The sequence below is a fragment of the Mycobacterium sp. AZCC_0083 genome, assembly GCF_014202335.1.
Lineage (GTDB): Bacteria > Actinomycetota > Actinomycetes > Mycobacteriales > Mycobacteriaceae > Mycobacterium.
Map to the genome: position 1 here is coordinate 134,652 of NZ_JACHGP010000001.1, position 15,196 is coordinate 149,847.

Annotated in this window: 16 protein-coding genes; 5 read left to right on the plus strand and 11 right to left on the minus strand. The window is 68.8% G+C overall.

The annotated features are described in order from the left end of the window. Position 1 precedes the first annotated feature (1 nt). From HNP02_RS00645 to nadA, 4 genes are all read right to left on the minus strand, one after another. On the minus strand, positions 2 to 517 hold the full coding sequence (locus tag HNP02_RS00645; protein WP_184433049.1) for a hypothetical protein: 516 nt from the start codon (positions 515 to 517) through the stop codon (positions 2 to 4). 70 nt (positions 518 to 587) lie between these two features. After that, positions 588 to 1,454 carry a carboxylating nicotinate-nucleotide diphosphorylase gene (gene nadC / locus HNP02_RS00650; RefSeq protein ID WP_184433051.1) on the minus strand — a complete coding sequence of 289 codons (867 nt, stop codon included), beginning with the start codon at positions 1,452 to 1,454 and terminating at the stop codon, positions 588 to 590. Then, the gene (locus HNP02_RS00655) at positions 1,454 to 3,076 is read right to left on the minus strand and encodes an L-aspartate oxidase (RefSeq protein WP_184433054.1); all 1,623 of its coding nucleotides are present in this window, start codon (positions 3,074 to 3,076) and stop codon (positions 1,454 to 1,456) included. Before HNP02_RS00655 ends, nadC begins: the two co-directional genes overlap by 1 nt. Continuing rightward, complete coding sequence (gene nadA, locus HNP02_RS00660; protein WP_184433057.1) at positions 3,073 to 4,122, minus strand: quinolinate synthase NadA; 1,050 nt, start codon at positions 4,120 to 4,122, stop codon at positions 3,073 to 3,075. The genes HNP02_RS00655 and nadA overlap by 4 nt, the downstream gene beginning before the upstream one ends. Positions 4,123 to 4,170: 48 nt before the next feature. On the opposite strand from nadA, the gene HNP02_RS00665 reads away from it, so the two are divergent. Beyond that, positions 4,171 to 4,863, plus strand: a complete 693-nt coding sequence (locus HNP02_RS00665) for an NUDIX domain-containing protein (protein ID WP_184433060.1) — start codon at positions 4,171 to 4,173, stop codon at positions 4,861 to 4,863. A 42-nt stretch (positions 4,864 to 4,905) separates the two neighbouring features. Then, positions 4,906 to 6,258, plus strand: coding sequence for a lipase family protein (locus HNP02_RS00670; RefSeq protein ID WP_184433063.1), 1,353 nt, complete (start codon positions 4,906 to 4,908; stop codon positions 6,256 to 6,258). Here HNP02_RS00670 and HNP02_RS00675 read toward each other — a convergent pair. Genes HNP02_RS00675 through bioB form a run of 3 tightly spaced genes read right to left on the minus strand, consistent with a single transcriptional unit; the run spans position 6,194 to position 8,096 of the window. Then, positions 6,194 to 6,901 carry a DUF2567 domain-containing protein gene (locus HNP02_RS00675; RefSeq protein ID WP_255506083.1) on the minus strand — a complete coding sequence of 236 codons (708 nt, stop codon included), beginning with the start codon at positions 6,899 to 6,901 and terminating at the stop codon, positions 6,194 to 6,196. The genes HNP02_RS00670 and HNP02_RS00675 overlap by 65 nt on opposite strands. Next, a complete protein-coding gene (locus HNP02_RS00680) occupies positions 6,898 to 7,098 on the minus strand; it encodes a hypothetical protein (protein ID WP_184433066.1) in 201 nt (66 codons plus the stop codon). The genes HNP02_RS00675 and HNP02_RS00680 overlap by 4 nt, the downstream gene beginning before the upstream one ends. Before the next feature lie 2 nt (positions 7,099 to 7,100). Beyond that, a complete protein-coding gene (bioB, locus tag HNP02_RS00685) occupies positions 7,101 to 8,096 on the minus strand; it encodes a biotin synthase BioB (RefSeq protein ID WP_184434849.1) in 996 nt (331 codons plus the stop codon). Between the two features lie 79 nt (positions 8,097 to 8,175). On the opposite strand from bioB, the gene HNP02_RS00690 reads away from it, so the two are divergent. Together HNP02_RS00690 and HNP02_RS00695 are read left to right on the plus strand one after the other, a co-directional pair. Next, a complete protein-coding gene (locus tag HNP02_RS00690; protein ID WP_184433069.1) occupies positions 8,176 to 8,778 on the plus strand; it encodes a TetR family transcriptional regulator in 603 nt (200 codons plus the stop codon). A 65-nt stretch (positions 8,779 to 8,843) separates the two neighbouring features. Beyond that, positions 8,844 to 9,179, plus strand: coding sequence for an MmcQ/YjbR family DNA-binding protein (locus tag HNP02_RS00695; RefSeq protein ID WP_184433072.1), 336 nt, complete (start codon positions 8,844 to 8,846; stop codon positions 9,177 to 9,179). Here HNP02_RS00695 and HNP02_RS00700 read toward each other — a convergent pair. Genes HNP02_RS00700 through HNP02_RS00715 form a run of 4 tightly spaced genes read right to left on the minus strand, consistent with a single transcriptional unit; the run spans position 9,172 to position 12,896 of the window. Beyond that, positions 9,172 to 9,681: a 2'-5' RNA ligase family protein gene (locus tag HNP02_RS00700; RefSeq protein ID WP_184433074.1), complete on the minus strand. Its 510-nt coding sequence runs from the start codon at positions 9,679 to 9,681 to the stop codon at positions 9,172 to 9,174. The two genes, HNP02_RS00695 and HNP02_RS00700, sit on opposite strands and share 8 nt — an antisense overlap. Before the next feature lies 1 nt (position 9,682). Then, complete coding sequence (gene bioD / locus HNP02_RS00705; RefSeq protein WP_184433076.1) at positions 9,683 to 10,363, minus strand: dethiobiotin synthase; 681 nt, start codon at positions 10,361 to 10,363, stop codon at positions 9,683 to 9,685. Next, positions 10,360 to 11,538 (minus strand): 8-amino-7-oxononanoate synthase, encoded by a 1,179-nt coding sequence (locus HNP02_RS00710; protein WP_184433078.1) that lies wholly within the window; start codon positions 11,536 to 11,538, stop codon positions 10,360 to 10,362. Before HNP02_RS00710 ends, bioD begins: the two co-directional genes overlap by 4 nt. Before the next feature lie 53 nt (positions 11,539 to 11,591). After that, positions 11,592 to 12,896, minus strand: a complete 1,305-nt coding sequence (locus HNP02_RS00715; RefSeq protein ID WP_184433079.1) for an adenosylmethionine--8-amino-7-oxononanoate transaminase — start codon at positions 12,894 to 12,896, stop codon at positions 11,592 to 11,594. 77 nt (positions 12,897 to 12,973) lie between these two features. Here HNP02_RS00715 and HNP02_RS00720 point away from each other — a divergent pair, with 77 nt between their 5' ends. Further along, positions 12,974 to 15,196, plus strand: coding sequence for an acyltransferase family protein (locus HNP02_RS00720; protein WP_184433085.1), 2,223 nt, complete (start codon positions 12,974 to 12,976; stop codon positions 15,194 to 15,196).

Here is a 15,196-nt window from a genome sequence, read left to right on the forward strand (position 1 = left end):
GCTATTTGCAGGCTTCGGCGATCTTGACGTTGGCGGCGTCGGCTGCCTTCAGACGTGCCGCCTGGGCCGGATCGGAATTCTGCAAGCCCACGATCGAGCCGGCCCCGATGTCCAGCAGCTCGTTGGCGAACTCGCGGACCGGGTCAGCCAGGTCGGATGGGGTCGCCGGATCCAACCGGGCCAAGAGGTACTGCCCGCCGTTCGAAAGCGACAACCTGGCGTTGGCGGCCACCGCGAGAGACCCGGTGACGTCACCCTCGCCGCCAGGAATGGGCAGGTTGGTGTTGAGCGAAACACCCCTGCGCACCACGTCGGCTGCCGCGCAGATCTTCGCCTTGGCGTCGGATTGCTGAGCCGCCGTGTAGGTCGGCGCTGCTGGCTCCTTGGCGGGCCGGAACGCGGCCCACGCGGCAAGCCCGACTGCGACCAGAGCGAGGATCACGGCCACGATCGGCAGCAGGCTCGCCGCCCGCGAATCACCGGCATGACGGCTTGAAGAGGAATCGCTCGAAGACATGGGCTGATCCTGCCACCTCGCCTGCTGTGGCGGACGAGGAAATCGTTTGCTCGCGCTCGCGAGAATCGCCCTAGACGTCCAGGCCGACGTCGAGCACCCGCACCGAGTGGGTCAGCGCACCGACGGCCAGGAAGTCGACACCGGTGCCCGCGTACTCGGCGGCGGTGTCCAGCGACAGGCCACCAGAGGATTCCAGCAAGGCGTCCGGCGACCGCGAATCGCGGCGCTGCACCGCGATCTGGGTCTGCCACACCGGAAAGTTGTCCAGCAGAATGAGCGGCCGTTCGCCCAGGTTCTCGCCAAGGACCGCGTCGAGTTGCTCCAGCGAATCGACCTCGACCTCGCAGGGCAGGCCGGGCGCGGCGGCCCGCACCGCGCGCAGCGCCTCGAGCACTCCACCCGCTGCGGCGACGTGGTTGTCCTTGATCAACGCGGCATCACCGAGACCCATCCGGTGATTCACCCCGCCACCCACGCGTACCGCGTACTTCTGCAGCACCCGCAGACCGGGCAGCGTCTTGCGGGTGTCGCGGATCTTGGCATTGGTGCCCTCCACTGCGGCGACCCACGCGGCGGTGGCCGTCGCGATGCCACTCAGGTGACACACCAGGTTGAGCATCGTCCGCTCGGCCGTAAATAGCCCGCGGGTGTCGGCTTCCACCGTCAACAGGGCGTCGCCGGCATCGAGGCGGGCACCGTCCTCGACGCGTCCGATGACGCGGTAGCCGTCGGCGCCGAGGACCTCGTCGAGCACCAGCAATGCCACGTCCACCCCTGCGGCCACACCGGGCTCGCGGGTGACCATCGCCGCCGTCGTGGTCGCGTCGGCGGGCACGGTGGCCAGCGTGGTCACGTCGGGGCCGAACCGCAGGTCCTCGTCGAGCGCGCGTGCGATCGTCCCCTTGGCCTCGATCAGTACCTCGTCGGAAAGAGCCATCAGCCGCACACCACCGCGGGACGGGCGACGGTGCTGACCGCCATCGCAGGATCGGTGTCCGGGTAGTCGGACCGGTGATGGCAGCCGCGGGACTCGGTGCGCTCCAGCGCGGCGGCGACCACCGCTCCCGCCGTCGCCGTCAGTGCCGCGTCCTCAAGCGTCGTGCGGTTTCGCTGCGCCAGCACGGGCGCTTCGGCTAGCAGGTCGGCGAGGCTGCGGAGCCCGTCGGCATCGCGCACCACCGATGCGTGGCTACTCATCGCGCGTTGTAAGTCATTGCGGGCCAACGCAACCCGGTCGCAGGGATCGGGTTCACCTCCGTGCGACGGTCCCGCGGCCACGGCGTGCCCGGCTGCGGCCACACCCGCGCGGCGACCCACCACGAGGCCTTCGAGCAGGCTGTTGGACGCCAGGCGGTTGGCGCCATGCATGCCGGTGCGCGCCACCTCGCCTGCCGCGAACAGTCCGGACAACTCGGTCCGCCCGTGCACGTCGGTGACGACGCCACCGCAGCTGTAATGCGCACCGGGCACGACCGGAATCAGTTGCCGGGTCGGATCGATGCCCGCAGCCAGGCAGGCCGCGGTCACGGTCGGAAAGCGCTTGGTGAAGCCGGCGATGGCCCGCGCGTCGAGATAGACGCAGGGGTCGCCGGTTTGGGTCAGCCGTGCGTCGATCGCCGCGGCCACCACGTCGCGAGGCGCGAGGTCACCCATCGGGTGAACGCCCGCGGTAACCGAATCGCCGTGCGCGTCGACGAGGGTCGCGCCCTCGCCGCGGATCGCCTCGGTGATCAGCGGACGCCTTCCGCCTGCCTCCCCGTTGAAGAGCATCGTGGGGTGGAACTGGATGAACTCGACATCGCTCACCGCGACGCCTGCCCACAGCGCCAGCGCGATGCCGTCGCCGGTGGAGCCCTCCGGGTTGGTGGTCGCGGAGTACAGGTGGCCGAGGCCGCCGGTCGCCAGGATCACCGATGGGGCGTGCACGATGCCGAGTCCGTCGTCGTTGCGCACCAGCACCCCGGTCACCGCCCCGTCACGGTGCAGCACCTGCAGCGCAACGTGATTGCGCCGGATGTCCAGCGTCGCTGCGGCGCGGTCCAGCGCCCGCTGCACCTCCGCCCCGGTAGCGTCGCCGCCGGCGTGGATGATCCGGCGCCGGGAGTGGCCGCCCTCGCGGGTCAGTGACCACTCGCCGGGTGCCGATTCGTCGAAACGCGCTCCGTCACTGACCAGTTCGGCCACCGCGTCGTAACCGTCGGCGACGACCGACGTCACCGCCTCGGGGTCGCACAGCCCCGCGCCAGCGGCCAGGGTGTCGGCGACGTGCGCTTCGATGCTGTCGTCGGTGCGCGGCAGGACCACCGCGATCCCGCCCTGCGCGTAATAGGTAGTGGTCGCCCCTTCCTTTTCCGAGGCCTTGCTCAGCACGATGACCCGCCGGCCCCTGCGGTGTGCGGCGAGCGCAGCGACCAGACCCGCGACCCCCGTGCCGATCACGACGACGTCGGCGCGCAGTTGCCACGTCGTGTGCCGGCCGCAGGCGATGCCCGCCGAAGTAATTCCCCGGGTCGCTTCGCTCTCCCCCGCAAGCGGGGGGACCCCCAGCGCCGGAATCATTCTGCGCCGCCGGGCTGGCCGATCTCGATCATCCGCTGCACGCTAAGACGAGCCGCTGCTGCAACATCCAAGTCGACGTGCACTTCGTCGGCGCCTTCGACGAGGCAGCGCAGCAGTGCGGCGGGCGTGATCATCTTCATGAACTTGCACGACGCCCGGTCGTTGACGGCGCGGAAGTCGACTTCTGGTGCGGCACGGCGCAACTGGTGCAGCATGCCGATCTCGGTGGCAACCAGGACTTCGCGCGCCTTGGTCTGCCGTGCGGCGTCGAGCATGCCGCCCGTCGACAGAATCTTCACCCGGTCGTCGGGAACCGCGCCCTCGCCTGCCAGGTACAGAGCCGAAGTGGCGCAACCACATTCGGGATGCACGAAGAGCTCGGCGTCGGGGTGTGCGCGGGCCTGGTCGGCGAGTTCGTCGCCGTTGATCCCGGCGTGCACGTGGCATTCGCCGGCCCACACGTGGACGTTCTTGCGCCCGGTGACCCGGCGGACGTGCGCACCGAGGAACTGGTCGGGGCAGAACAGCACCTCGCGGTCCTCGGGGATGGAGGCCACGACCTCGACCGCGTTGGACGACGTGCAGCAGATGTCGGTGAGTGCCTTCACCGCTGCCGTGGTGTTGACGTAGGACACGACGACGGCGTCGGGGAACTCGTCCTTCCACGCCCGCAAGTCGTCGGCGGTGATCGAGTCGGCCAGCGAGCAGCCCGCTCGCTGGTCGGGGATCAGGACCGTCTTCTCGGGGCTCAGGATCTTGGCGGTCTCGGCCATGAAGTGCACGCCGCAGAACACGATGGTTTCCTCGGGCGCCTCGGCAGCTATCCGCGAGAGGGCGAGCGAGTCACCGACGTGATCGGCGATGTCCTGGATGGCCGGCAGCTGGTAGTTGTGCGCGAGCAACGTCGCATTGTGCTGCTTGGCGAGCTTGCGGACCTCGTCGGCCCACTCCTCGTCGGCAATGACGCCGCCGTATCCGCCGGGGCCGTTCGTGATCTGAGCGGTCCAGCCGCCCCGGGACTCCGCGGTGAGGTCCAATACCGTCATGGCCATCTCCTTTGATCCTGACGGGGTTTTCGACTTATGATCGAAAACATGCCCAATGGTAGCACTGCCCACGAAGTGCTCGCCGTCGTCTTCCAGGTTCGACACCTGGCGACGCGAAACCCGCAGCTCAGCGTGCTGCTGTGGGAACGAGCGATGGATCCACAGCGAGGCACGTGGTCGCTGCCCGGCGGCCAGCTGCGTCACGACGAGGACATGGTGAGTTCAGTCCGGCGTCAACTCGCCGAGAAGGTCGACCTGCGTGAGTTGACTCACCTCGAGCAGCTCGCGGTGTTCTCCGATCCCACTCGGGTGCCGGGCGTCCGCACCATCGCGTCGACATTCCTCGGCCTGGTGCCCTCTCCCGCCACCCCGGAACTGCCATCGGACACCCGCTGGCATCCGGTCAGCGCGCTGCCGCCCATGGCGTTCGACCACAAGACGATGATCACCAACGCCCATACCCGCCTGGTCGCCAAGCTGTCCTACACGAACATCGGATTCGCGCTGGCACCAAGGGAATTCGTGCTTTCCACCCTCCGCGACGTGTACGGAGCCGCGCTCGGCTACCAGGTCGACGCCACCAACCTGCAACGTGTGCTGGTCAGGCGCGGAGTGATCACCCCGACCGGAACGACGGCCAAGTCGGGTCGGGCCGGTGGCAGACCCGCCGCGCAGTACCGCTTCACCGAGTCGCAGTACCGGGTCACCGACGAGTTCGCCGCCCTGCGTCCGCCTGGGTGAGTCGGCTGGCTTCTTAATACGTCCTTAAGGAATACTGCGCGGATGGACTTGGGCAGCGCGGCTCCGGCAACTGGCGCCGAATGGATCGGGCAGCCACCACACGAAGACTTCCAACGTGGAGTCCGCCCGCAGCTACCAGCCGATGATCCGTTCTACGACCCGCCCGCCGGCTTTCAGCATGCCAGTCCCGGCACGGTCCTGCGCAGCCGCGACGTCGAGCTCGCCTTTCTCGGGTTGATCCCGCAACGCATCAAGGCCACCCAGTTGCTCTATCGGACCACCGACATGCACGGCCTGTCGGAAGCCGCGGCCACCACGGTCATCGTGCCTGCCGAGCGCGGCCCCGAGGCCGTGTGCCCCGTGATCTCGTATCAGTGCGCGATCGACGCCGTGACGTCGCGCTGCTTCCCGTCCTATGCGCTGCGGCGACGTGCGATGGCGCCCGGCGCCGTCGCACAGTTCGAGTTCCTGCTGATCGCGGCCGCCGTCGCCGAGGGCTGGGCGGTCTCCGTGCCCGACCACGAGGGTCGCCTCGGAATGTGGGGCGCCCCCTACGAACCCGGCTACCACGTGCTCGACGGACTGCGCGCCGCGCTGGGCTCCGAGCGCCTCGGACTGTCACCGAGCGCGCCGATTGGGCTCTGGGGCTACTCCGGCGGTGGGCTGGCCAGTGCCTGGGCCGCCGAGATGAGCGGCACCTACGCGCCGGAACTCAACATCGTCGGCGCGGTGCTCGGCTCCCCCGTCGGCGACCTCGGCCACACCTTCCGGCGACTCAACGGCACCCTCATGTCCGGTCTGCCCGCCCTGGTGGTCGCCGCACTGGCCGACATCTACCCCGAGCTCGACCGCGTCATCCAGGAGCACGCCACCGAAGAGGGCAAGGCCCTACTGAAGCGGCTGCACCAGATGACTACCGCCGAGGCGGTCATCAGGATGGCCGGGAAGAACATCGGCGACATGCTCGACCAGCCACTCGAGCAGATCCTCGATACCCCAGAAGTTCGGCACGTCTTCGAAGACATCAAGCTGGGCGCCGCGGTGCCCACCCCGCCGGTGCTGATCGTTCAGGCGGTGCACGACCAGCTGATCTCGGTCGAGGACATCGACGCCCTCGTCGACGCGTACTCGGCAGGCGGCGCGGACGTCACCTACCACCGCGACATGCTCAGCGAGCACCTGCTGCTGCATCCGCTGTCCGCCCCAATGACGTTGCGGTGGTTGCGGGATCGCTTTGCAGGCCGCCCGCTCTCCGAGCACCGCCTTCGGACCAAGTGGCCGACGCTGCTGAACCCCTCGACCTACGCGGGCATGCTGCGGTTGGGTCTGATCACCGCGAAGGTGCTGACGGGTCGACGGGTGGACCGTCAGCCGCTGTCGACACTGGACCAATAACCGGCGTCGGATCGACGAACTGCGCCGGATCAACGGCCCGCAACGACACGATGGGCGGCCAGGCGCCCAGATCGTCGCGCTTCGTGGCGAGGGCGCACAGCGCGAAGATGAGCGCTGCCACCCCGGCGGGCAGCAGGATCGTCATCGCGATCTCCAACGGCGTGTGCCCGAAGAACACCGCGGGCGCCTCGATGACGTAGTGCACGCGGTGCTCGGGTGTCACCGGAGCGGCAGCGAGGTCGATGACGCCATAACGCCACCGCACCAGCGCCGCGCCGACACCCGTCGCCGCGCCAGCCGCAGCCATCCCACCGACCGCAAGCGCGCCGACCATGCCTGGGCCACGGTGCGCCCGCCACTGCCACGCCAGCGTGGCCGCCACCACCGCGACCGCGCCGAGCATGGCCACCATCAGGAACGCACCGAGGAACAGGTGATCGGACTCATCACCTAGGTAGCCGCGGATCCGGTCACCGCTACGGGTCAACGCGACGACGGCCTGGATCGGCGGTGCCAGCCAGGCCCACACCGCACCGACGACGACACCCGCTACCAGCAGTCCGATGAACACGCGGATGACCGCGGTGCGGCGCGACACCCGCGACGGACTGACCTCGTCGAGCGGCATCTCCACCACGCTCATCGATACTCCTCGAGATCCTTCGAGTCCTGCACGCCGTGCCGCGAGCACTTCGCCTCCCAGCCGTCGGGCCGGACCTGAACGATCATCCTCCGACCACACTCCGCGCAGTACCGCGGCGGCTCGAGGCCGAGCTGGGCGGCCGCTGGAACGGGACCGCCGTCGGGTTCGCCGGTGTAGACGTTGAACTTCGGCGCCATCACTAGATCGTCGCGTTGAGCGCCTTGATCGGCATCTGCAGGTCGTCGAGCAGCTCGAGATCGGCCTCTGCTGGCCGTCCCAGCGTGGTCAGGTAATTGCCGACGATGACGGCGTTGATGCCGCCGAGGATGCCCTGCTTGGCGCCGAGGTCGCCGAGCGTGATCTCCCGGCCGCCCGCGAAGCGAAGCATGGTGCGGGGCAACGCCAGCCGGAAGGCGGCGACGGCCTTGAGCGCCTCGGCCGCGGGCAACACCTCGAGATCGCCGAACGGTGTGCCCGGCCGCGGGTTGAGGAAGTTCAGCGGCACCTCGTGCGGGTTCAGCTCGGCGAGGTTGGCCGCGAACTCGGCGCGCTGCTCCAGCGTCTCGCCCATGCCAAGGATGCCGCCGCAGCACACCTCCATGCCCGCGTCGCGGACCATGGCCAGCGTCTCCCAGCGCTCCTCCCACGTGTGGGTGGTCACCACGTTGGTGAAGAACGAACGCGCCGTCTCGAGATTGTGGTTGTAGCGGTGCACACCCATCCCGGCGAGCCGGTCTACCTGCTCTTGCGTCAGCATGCCCAGCGAGCAGGCGATCTGGATGTCGACCTCGTTGCGGATGGCCTCGATACCCGCCGCCACCTGCGCCAGCAGCCGCTCGTCGGGGCCACGCACCGCAGCCACGATGCAGAACTCGGTGGCGCCGGACTTCGCGGTCTGCTTGGCCGCCTCCACCAGGCTCGGGATGTCGAGCCATGCGCTGCGCACCGGTGAGGCGAAGAGACCCGACTGTGAACAGAAGTGGCAGTCCTCGGGGCACCCGCCCGTCTTCAGGCTGATGATGCCCTCGACCTCGACCTCGGGCCCGCACCACTTCATGCGCACCTCGTGGGCCAGCGCCAGCAGCTCATCGAGCTGGTCGTCGGGCAGTTGCAGCACCTGCAGGATCTGGTCCTGGGTGAGCCCTTCACCACGCTCGAGCACCTGTTCCCGCGCCTGACCCAACACATCGGTGATCCCGGTGTCATCGACAGTCGACTGCGTCACTGGGTACTCCTCCCGCGATAAGAACTTGAACGGTGTTTAGGATACAGGTGTGCAACTGCACCGACACGACGTGGTCGCCAAGGCGACCCAGCTCCTCGACGACTACGGCATCGCCGATCTGACCATGCGCAGGCTCGCCCGCGAGCTGAACGTCAGCCCAGGCGCGCTGTACTGGCACTTCGCCGACAAGCAGGAACTGCTCGGCGCCGTCGCCGACCGGATCCTCTTGCCGGCGTCGGCCGCCGTCGAGGACGCGTCGTGGTCACGACGCGTGGTCGGTCTCGGCACGGCCTTGCGCGATGCCCTGCTGTCATCGACCGATGGCGCCGAGCTGGTGTCCGCGAGCTTCGCCGCAGGCAAGTCCGTGCGGATGACCGAGATCCTGACCGAGCTGACCGACGCCGCGACCGAGGGCGGGATCGACGCGTCCCACGCCGATCTCGCCGCCCGCACGGTGCTGTACTACGTGCTCGGCTTCACCGCCGACGAGCAGTCCCGGCTGCAGTGGGACGCGGCAGGTGCCCTGGTCGACGGTCAGTCGGTGCTGACGGCAAACCCCAACGCGCGGTTCGCCTTCGGACTGAAACTCCTCGTCGACGGGATCGCGGCCCACACCAGCATCGAAGTGAACGCCTCGCAGAACGTCGAGTAGGCGCCTGCAAGAGGTGCGTTTCAGTGACGGCAGGTTTGTCGGAGACCTGGACTAGCGTCGCGAGGGTGATCACAGTCGACGACGTGCGGCGCATCACCACGTCACTGCCCCGGGCCTACGAGGTCGTGGTGCGCGACCAGATCAAGTTCCGCGTTGGCCAGATCGTCTTCGTCGCGTTCTCGCGCGACGAGACGGTGATGGGCGTCGGCTTCCCCAAGGAGGAACGGGAGGCGATGGTGGCCGCGGAGCCCGACAAGTTCATGCTCCCGCGCCCGTCGGACATGCGATACAACTGGATTCACGTGCGACTGGATGCCATCGACCTGGACGAACTGCGCGAGCTCGTCATCGACGGCTGGCGGATGTGCGTGCCGAAAAGCGTTGCCGCACAGATCAACTGATCGGATACTCCAGCTTTTCGTTGCCATCCCAGCGGCGCAGCCCGACGATACTGCCGACCAACTGCAATGGCTCCCCAACGATCCGAAGGGCCCGACCCACGTGGTCGGGATCGACGCGTCGTGCCATCGTCACGTGCGGGGTCCAACGATCGGGAAGGACGTTCGCCATCGGGCCCGGAAACAGGTGGGGCAGGCACAGCCGGTGCACCTCGGCGTGCAGGTCCATCAGCTCCGCCGACGGCACCACCAGCCGCGCGAGCACCGCCATGGACCGGCCGAACAGCAACGGCGCACCGATCCGGCACGGGAACGGGAACCGGCTCGAAAGCGCGGCCAACGAGGCGTCCACCTCGGCATCGATGCGCTCGGCGACGGTCAGCGTCGTATGCGGCCTGCTGGCAGGCGCCTGACTGCGGATTCCGACATCCGCCAGGTCGGCCCAGACGTGTCGGATCGCCGCCTCGGTGTCCTGGTCGAAGACCAGCTCGACGGAGTGGACCATCTCACCCGACCAGGGTCGCGACCCACTGCGAGTCGAACGCGGACCGGCTGATCGACTCGAACTCGGCCGCGCTGCGCGAACCCGCTCCGGCTGGCAGCGCCGCCCGCACGCTCGCAATCCGGTCCAGCGCCTCCCGGTTGGAGGTCTCGGCGACGCCAGGATCCGTCGGCCAGCTGCCGATGACCACACCGGCGCACCGAACATTCTGCGTGGCAAGCGATTCCACCGTCAGCGCGGTGTGGTTGAGCGTGCCGAGGCCCGGCGCGACGACGACGAGGACGGCCGCACCGAGATCCACGGCGAGTTCGCGCAACGTCGCCCCGTCCGCGCCGAGTTCCACCAGCAGACCGCCTGCGCCCTCGACCACGGTGAGCCTGCCCGGTGCATCCATCCCGCGGATGAGCGAGACGAGTTCGGCGCGCGTCGGCAGCGCCATTCCCGCTCGCTCCGCGGCAGCCAGTGGCGCCAGCGGCTCGGGGTAGCGCCACCCGGACACCAGCTCGCTCACGCCAGCGAGTCGCGCCACCTCGGCGAGGTCGTCGTCGCCGTCAATCTCGCCGGTCTGCACCGGCTTGCACACCGCGACGTCGAGGCCTGCCAACCGGGCATGGCAGGCCAGCGCGGCGGTGGCGACGGTCTTTCCGACGCCGGTGTCGGTGCCGGTGACGACGAGAACCGTCACTGGCGTGGTTCGATGTCGCCGCCGGGGCGGCTCCGGCCTACCGCGAGGACCTCGGTCAGCACCCGTCCCGCCAATGCCAGGTCGTCGTCGTCGAGGGAGGCACGGGCGGTCAGCCGCAGCCGCGACGTCCCGACGGGCACACTCGGCGGCCGGAAGCACCCGACCCGCACACCCCGATCGAGACAACCGGTCGCCGCGGCCAGGGCCACCTCCGGCGCGCCGAGGATCACCGAGACCACTGCCGAGTCGGGCACCTCGTCGACACCGCACACCCGCGCGAGCGTCGCCGCGTGCCGCAACACCTCGGCCGCCCGCTCTGGTTCGGCGATCAGTACGCCGAGTGCTGCCAGGGCCGCGCCGACGGCAGCAGGCGCAAGGCCGGTGTCGAAGATGAACGGGCGCGCCGCGTCGATCAGGTGATCGCGCACCGCCGCCGGGCCGAGCACCATGCCGCCCTGGCTGCCGAGGGCCTTCGACAGCGTCGTCGCCATCACCACGTCGGGCGCACCGGCCAGGCCGACCTCGTGCAGCAGGCCGCGGCCGCCGTCACCCCGCACCCCGAGGCCGTGCGCCTCGTCGACGATGAGCAGCGCGCCGTGCCGTCGGCACACGTCGTGCAGCGCCCGCAGCGGAGCCAGCACGCCGTCGGCGCTGAACACCGAGTCGGTGACGACGACCGCGCGGGCTTCGTCACGGGCGCTCAGTGCGGCGTCGACGGCATCGACGTCGCGGTGCGGTGTGACGACGACGCGGGCCCGCGACAACCGGCAGGCGTCGACCAGCGAGGCGTGCGTCAGCGCGTCCGACACCAGAAGTGAGCCCGCGCCGGACAACGCCACCACGGCGCCGAGGTTCGCGGTGTAGCCAGAGGAGAAGACCAGGCCGGACTCGGCGCCGACGAAGTCGGCAAGCGCCGACTCGAAGTTCTCGTGCAGTTCGGTGTTGCCGGTGACCAGGCGCGACCCCGTCGACCCCGCGCCCCAGGTGCGCAGTGCGTCGACGCCGCCCTCGATGACGGCGGGGTGCTGGGACAGGCCGAGATAGTCGTTGGACGCCAGGTCGAGTTCGGCGGCGACGGCGGGCCTGGTCCGCAGGGAACGCCGAAGACCGGCGGCGCGGCGCTGGCGCTCGACGTCGCCGAGCCAGGCCAACGGAGAAAGATCGACGCGTGTCACGGGTGCCCCCTCAGTGCATTGAACACGCCGGCGAGCCGGCAATTGAACACCGTTCAGGTTAGTGCACGCGCCACGCCGACCATCGCAGAGGTGATCCGACCGACCTCGTCGGGCGTACACACGTACGGCGGCATGGCGTAGACGAGGTTGCGGAACGGGCGCAGCCACACCCGGTGCTGCAGCGCCGTCGCCGTCGCCACGGCCATGTCGACGGGCCGTTCCATCTCGATGACCCCGATCCCGCCGAGCACGCGGACGTCGGCCACGCCGGGCATCGAGCGCGCAGGCGCCAGTCCGTCGGTGAGGCCCGCCTCGATCGTGCCGACCGTGGACCGCCAGTCCTGGCCGAGCAGCAGTTCGATCGATGCCACCGACACCGCACACGCCAACGCGTTGGCCATGAAGGTGGGTCCGTGCATCAGCGCACCCGATTCACCGGTGCTGATGGTGTTGGCGACCTCGGCGCTGCACAGCGTTGCCGCCAGCGTGACGTAACCGCCCGTCATCGCCTTGCCGACGCACATGATGTCCGGACTCACCCCGGCGTGGTCGGCGGCGAACAACGCACCGGTGCGGCCGAAGCCGGTGGCGATCTCGTCGAAGATCAGCAGTACGCCGTGCCGCGTGCAGGCGGCGCGCAGGTCCGACAGATAGCGCGGATCGTGGAAGCGCATGCCGCCCGCGCCTTGCACCACGGGCTCGACGATGACGGCCGCGAGTTCGTCGGCGCGTTCGGCGAGTTGGCGCTCGAACGCCGCGCTGTAGGCGGGGTCGTAGGCACTCGGCACCTGCGGCGCGAACACCTGGTGGGCCAGAACGTCGGTCCAGATGGAGTGCATTCCGCCGTCCGGGTCGCAGACGCTCATCGGGGTGAAGGTGTCGCCGTGGTATCCCCCGCGCCAGGTCATCAACCGGTGCTTGCCGTCGCGGCCTCGGCTGCGCTGGTACTGCAGCGCCATCTTGACGGCCACCTCGACCGACACCGAGCCGGAGTCGCTGAAGAACACGGTGTCCAGGCCGTCCGGGGTGATCTGCACCAGCAGCTGGGCCAGCCGCACCGCGGGCTCGTGGGTGAGCCCGCCGAACATGACGTGATTCATCCGGGCGAGCTGTCCGGTGAGCGCGGCGTCCAGCGTCGGGTTGCCGTGGCCGTGGATTGCCGTCCACCACGAACTCATCGCATCGATGACCTCGATGGGATGGTCGCCGTCACGGGCTGGGTCGATGACCGTCAGCCAGGCACCGCGCGCACCGACGGCCACCACCGGCGGCAGGGCATCGGCGCCGATCGCGCTGTAGGGATGCCACACGTGGGCGGCGTCGATCGCTCTGATCTCAGCGGGCGTCAACGCAGGCACGGGTTCATCCTCTCTTCGCGCAACCGCTCATTGCAAAACGCGGACGGTCCTCGCGTTAGGTAGATTGACCGTCGACCATGATGACCCTCGCCCCACCCCGGTCGGCGTCCTCCGCCGGTACGGGTCCACCGCCTAGCGCCGTCATGGGCACCCGCAAGTCGGGTTTCTACCGGCACGATCTCGACGGCCTCCGTGGCGTCGCGATCGCGCTCGTCGCCATGTTCCACATCTGGTTCGGTCGCGTCTCCGGTGGCGTCGACGTCTTCCTTGCCCTGTCCGGTTTCTTCTTCGGCGGACGCCTGTTGCGCGCGGCGCTGACACAGACCGCGTCGCTGGCCCCCTGGCCCGAGGTGATGCGGCTGGTCCGGCGGCTGCTGCCCGCCCTAGTGGTCGTGCTCGCGGCCGCCGCGGTGCTGACGATCATCGTGCAGCCCGAGACCCGCTGGGAAACGTTCGCCGACCAGAGCCTTGCCAGTCTCGGCTACTACCAGAACTGGGAATTGGCAAGCACTGCATCGGATTACCTGCGCGCCGGTGAGGCCGTCAGCCCGCTGCAGCACATCTGGTCGATGTCGGTGCAAGGTCAGTTCTACATCGCGTTCCTGGTGCTGGTCTTCGGTTTCGCCGTGCTGTTTCGCCGCCGTCTCGGCAGGTACACCAGGCCCGCGCTGATCGTGCTGCTGAGCGCGCTGACGATCGCATCGTTCTGGTACGCCATCATCGCCCACGGTGCCGATCAGGCCACCGCGTACTACAACAGCTTCGCCCGCGGCTGGGAATTGCTGCTCGGCGCTCTGGTCGGCGCGCTCGTCCCGTACGTGAAGTGGCCGATGTGGTTGCGGACGTCGGTGGCCTTCGTGGCGCTCGCCGCGATCCTGTCCTGCGGTGCGCTCATCGACGGCGTCAAGGAGTTCCCAGGGCCGTGGGCGCTCGTCCCCGTCGGCGCGACGATCCTGTTCATCCTCAGCGGCGCCAACCGGGTAGCCGACCCGCACCTCACAGGTCTTGACGGCCGGTTGCCCGCACCGAACCGACTGCTGGCCACCGCACCGTTCGTGTCGCTCGGCGCGATGGCGTATTCGCTGTACCTGTGGCACTGGCCGCTGCTCATCTTCTGGCTGGCCTACAGCGGCCACTCCGAGGCCAACTTCGCCGACGGCGCAGGCATCCTGCTCGTCTCCGGCGTACTGGCCTGGCTCACGACCCGCTATGTCGAGAACCCACTGCGCTACAAGGCCTCTGTTTCCCCCGTCGCTTCGCTCGCCCCAGCCTCCGCCGCACGTCCCGCCGCCCCGAAGCGGGCCGCCACCATCCCACTGCGGGTGCGGCTGCGACGCCCCACCATCGTCCTTGGTTCGATCGTCACACTCCTGGGCGTCGCGCTCACCGCGACGTCCTTCACCTGGCGGGAACACATGACGATTCAGCGGGCCAACGGCAAGGAGCTGGCCGGTCTTTCGTCGCGCGACTACCCCGGCGCACGCGCCCTGATCAACAACGCCAAGGTGCCGAAGCTGCCGATGCGCCCGACGGTGCTCGAGGCCAAGGACGACCTACCGGAGAGCACCACCGACGGCTGCATCGGCGACTTCGACGACGTCGACGTGATCAACTGCACCTACGGCGACAAGACGGCAACCCGCACCATCGCGCTGGCAGGCGGTTCGCACGCCGAGCACTGGATCACCGCGCTCGATCTGCTCGGCAGGATGCATCACTTCAAGGTCACCACGTACCTGAAGATGGGGTGCCCATTGACCACCGAGGAGAACCCTCTGGTGATGGGCGACAACCGCCCGTATCCCAACTGCCGCGAGTGGAACGGCAAGGTGATGCCCCGGCTGCTCTCCGACCACCCCGACTACGTCTTCACCACGTCGACCCGGCCGTGGAACATCAAGGACGGCGACGTGATGCCCGGCTTCTACATCGGTATCTGGCGAGAGTTCGCCGACGCCGGAATTCCGGTGCTGGCCATGCGGGACACGCCATGGCTGGTGCGCAACGGAAAGCCCTTCTTCCCGTCCGACTGCCTGGCCAGCGGCGGCGATGCCATCTCCTGCGGCATCAAGCGCTCTGAGGTACTGTCCGACCACAATCCGACCCTGGACTTCGTCGCGCAGTTCCCGATGCTGAAACCGCTCGACATGAGCAACGCGGTGTGCCGCGAGGACTACTGCCGCGCCGTGGAGGGAAATGTGTTGCTGTACCACGATTCTCACCACATCTCGACCACCTACATGCGCACCATGACCGCCGAACTTGGACGTCAGATCGCCGCCGCAACCGGCTGGTGGTGA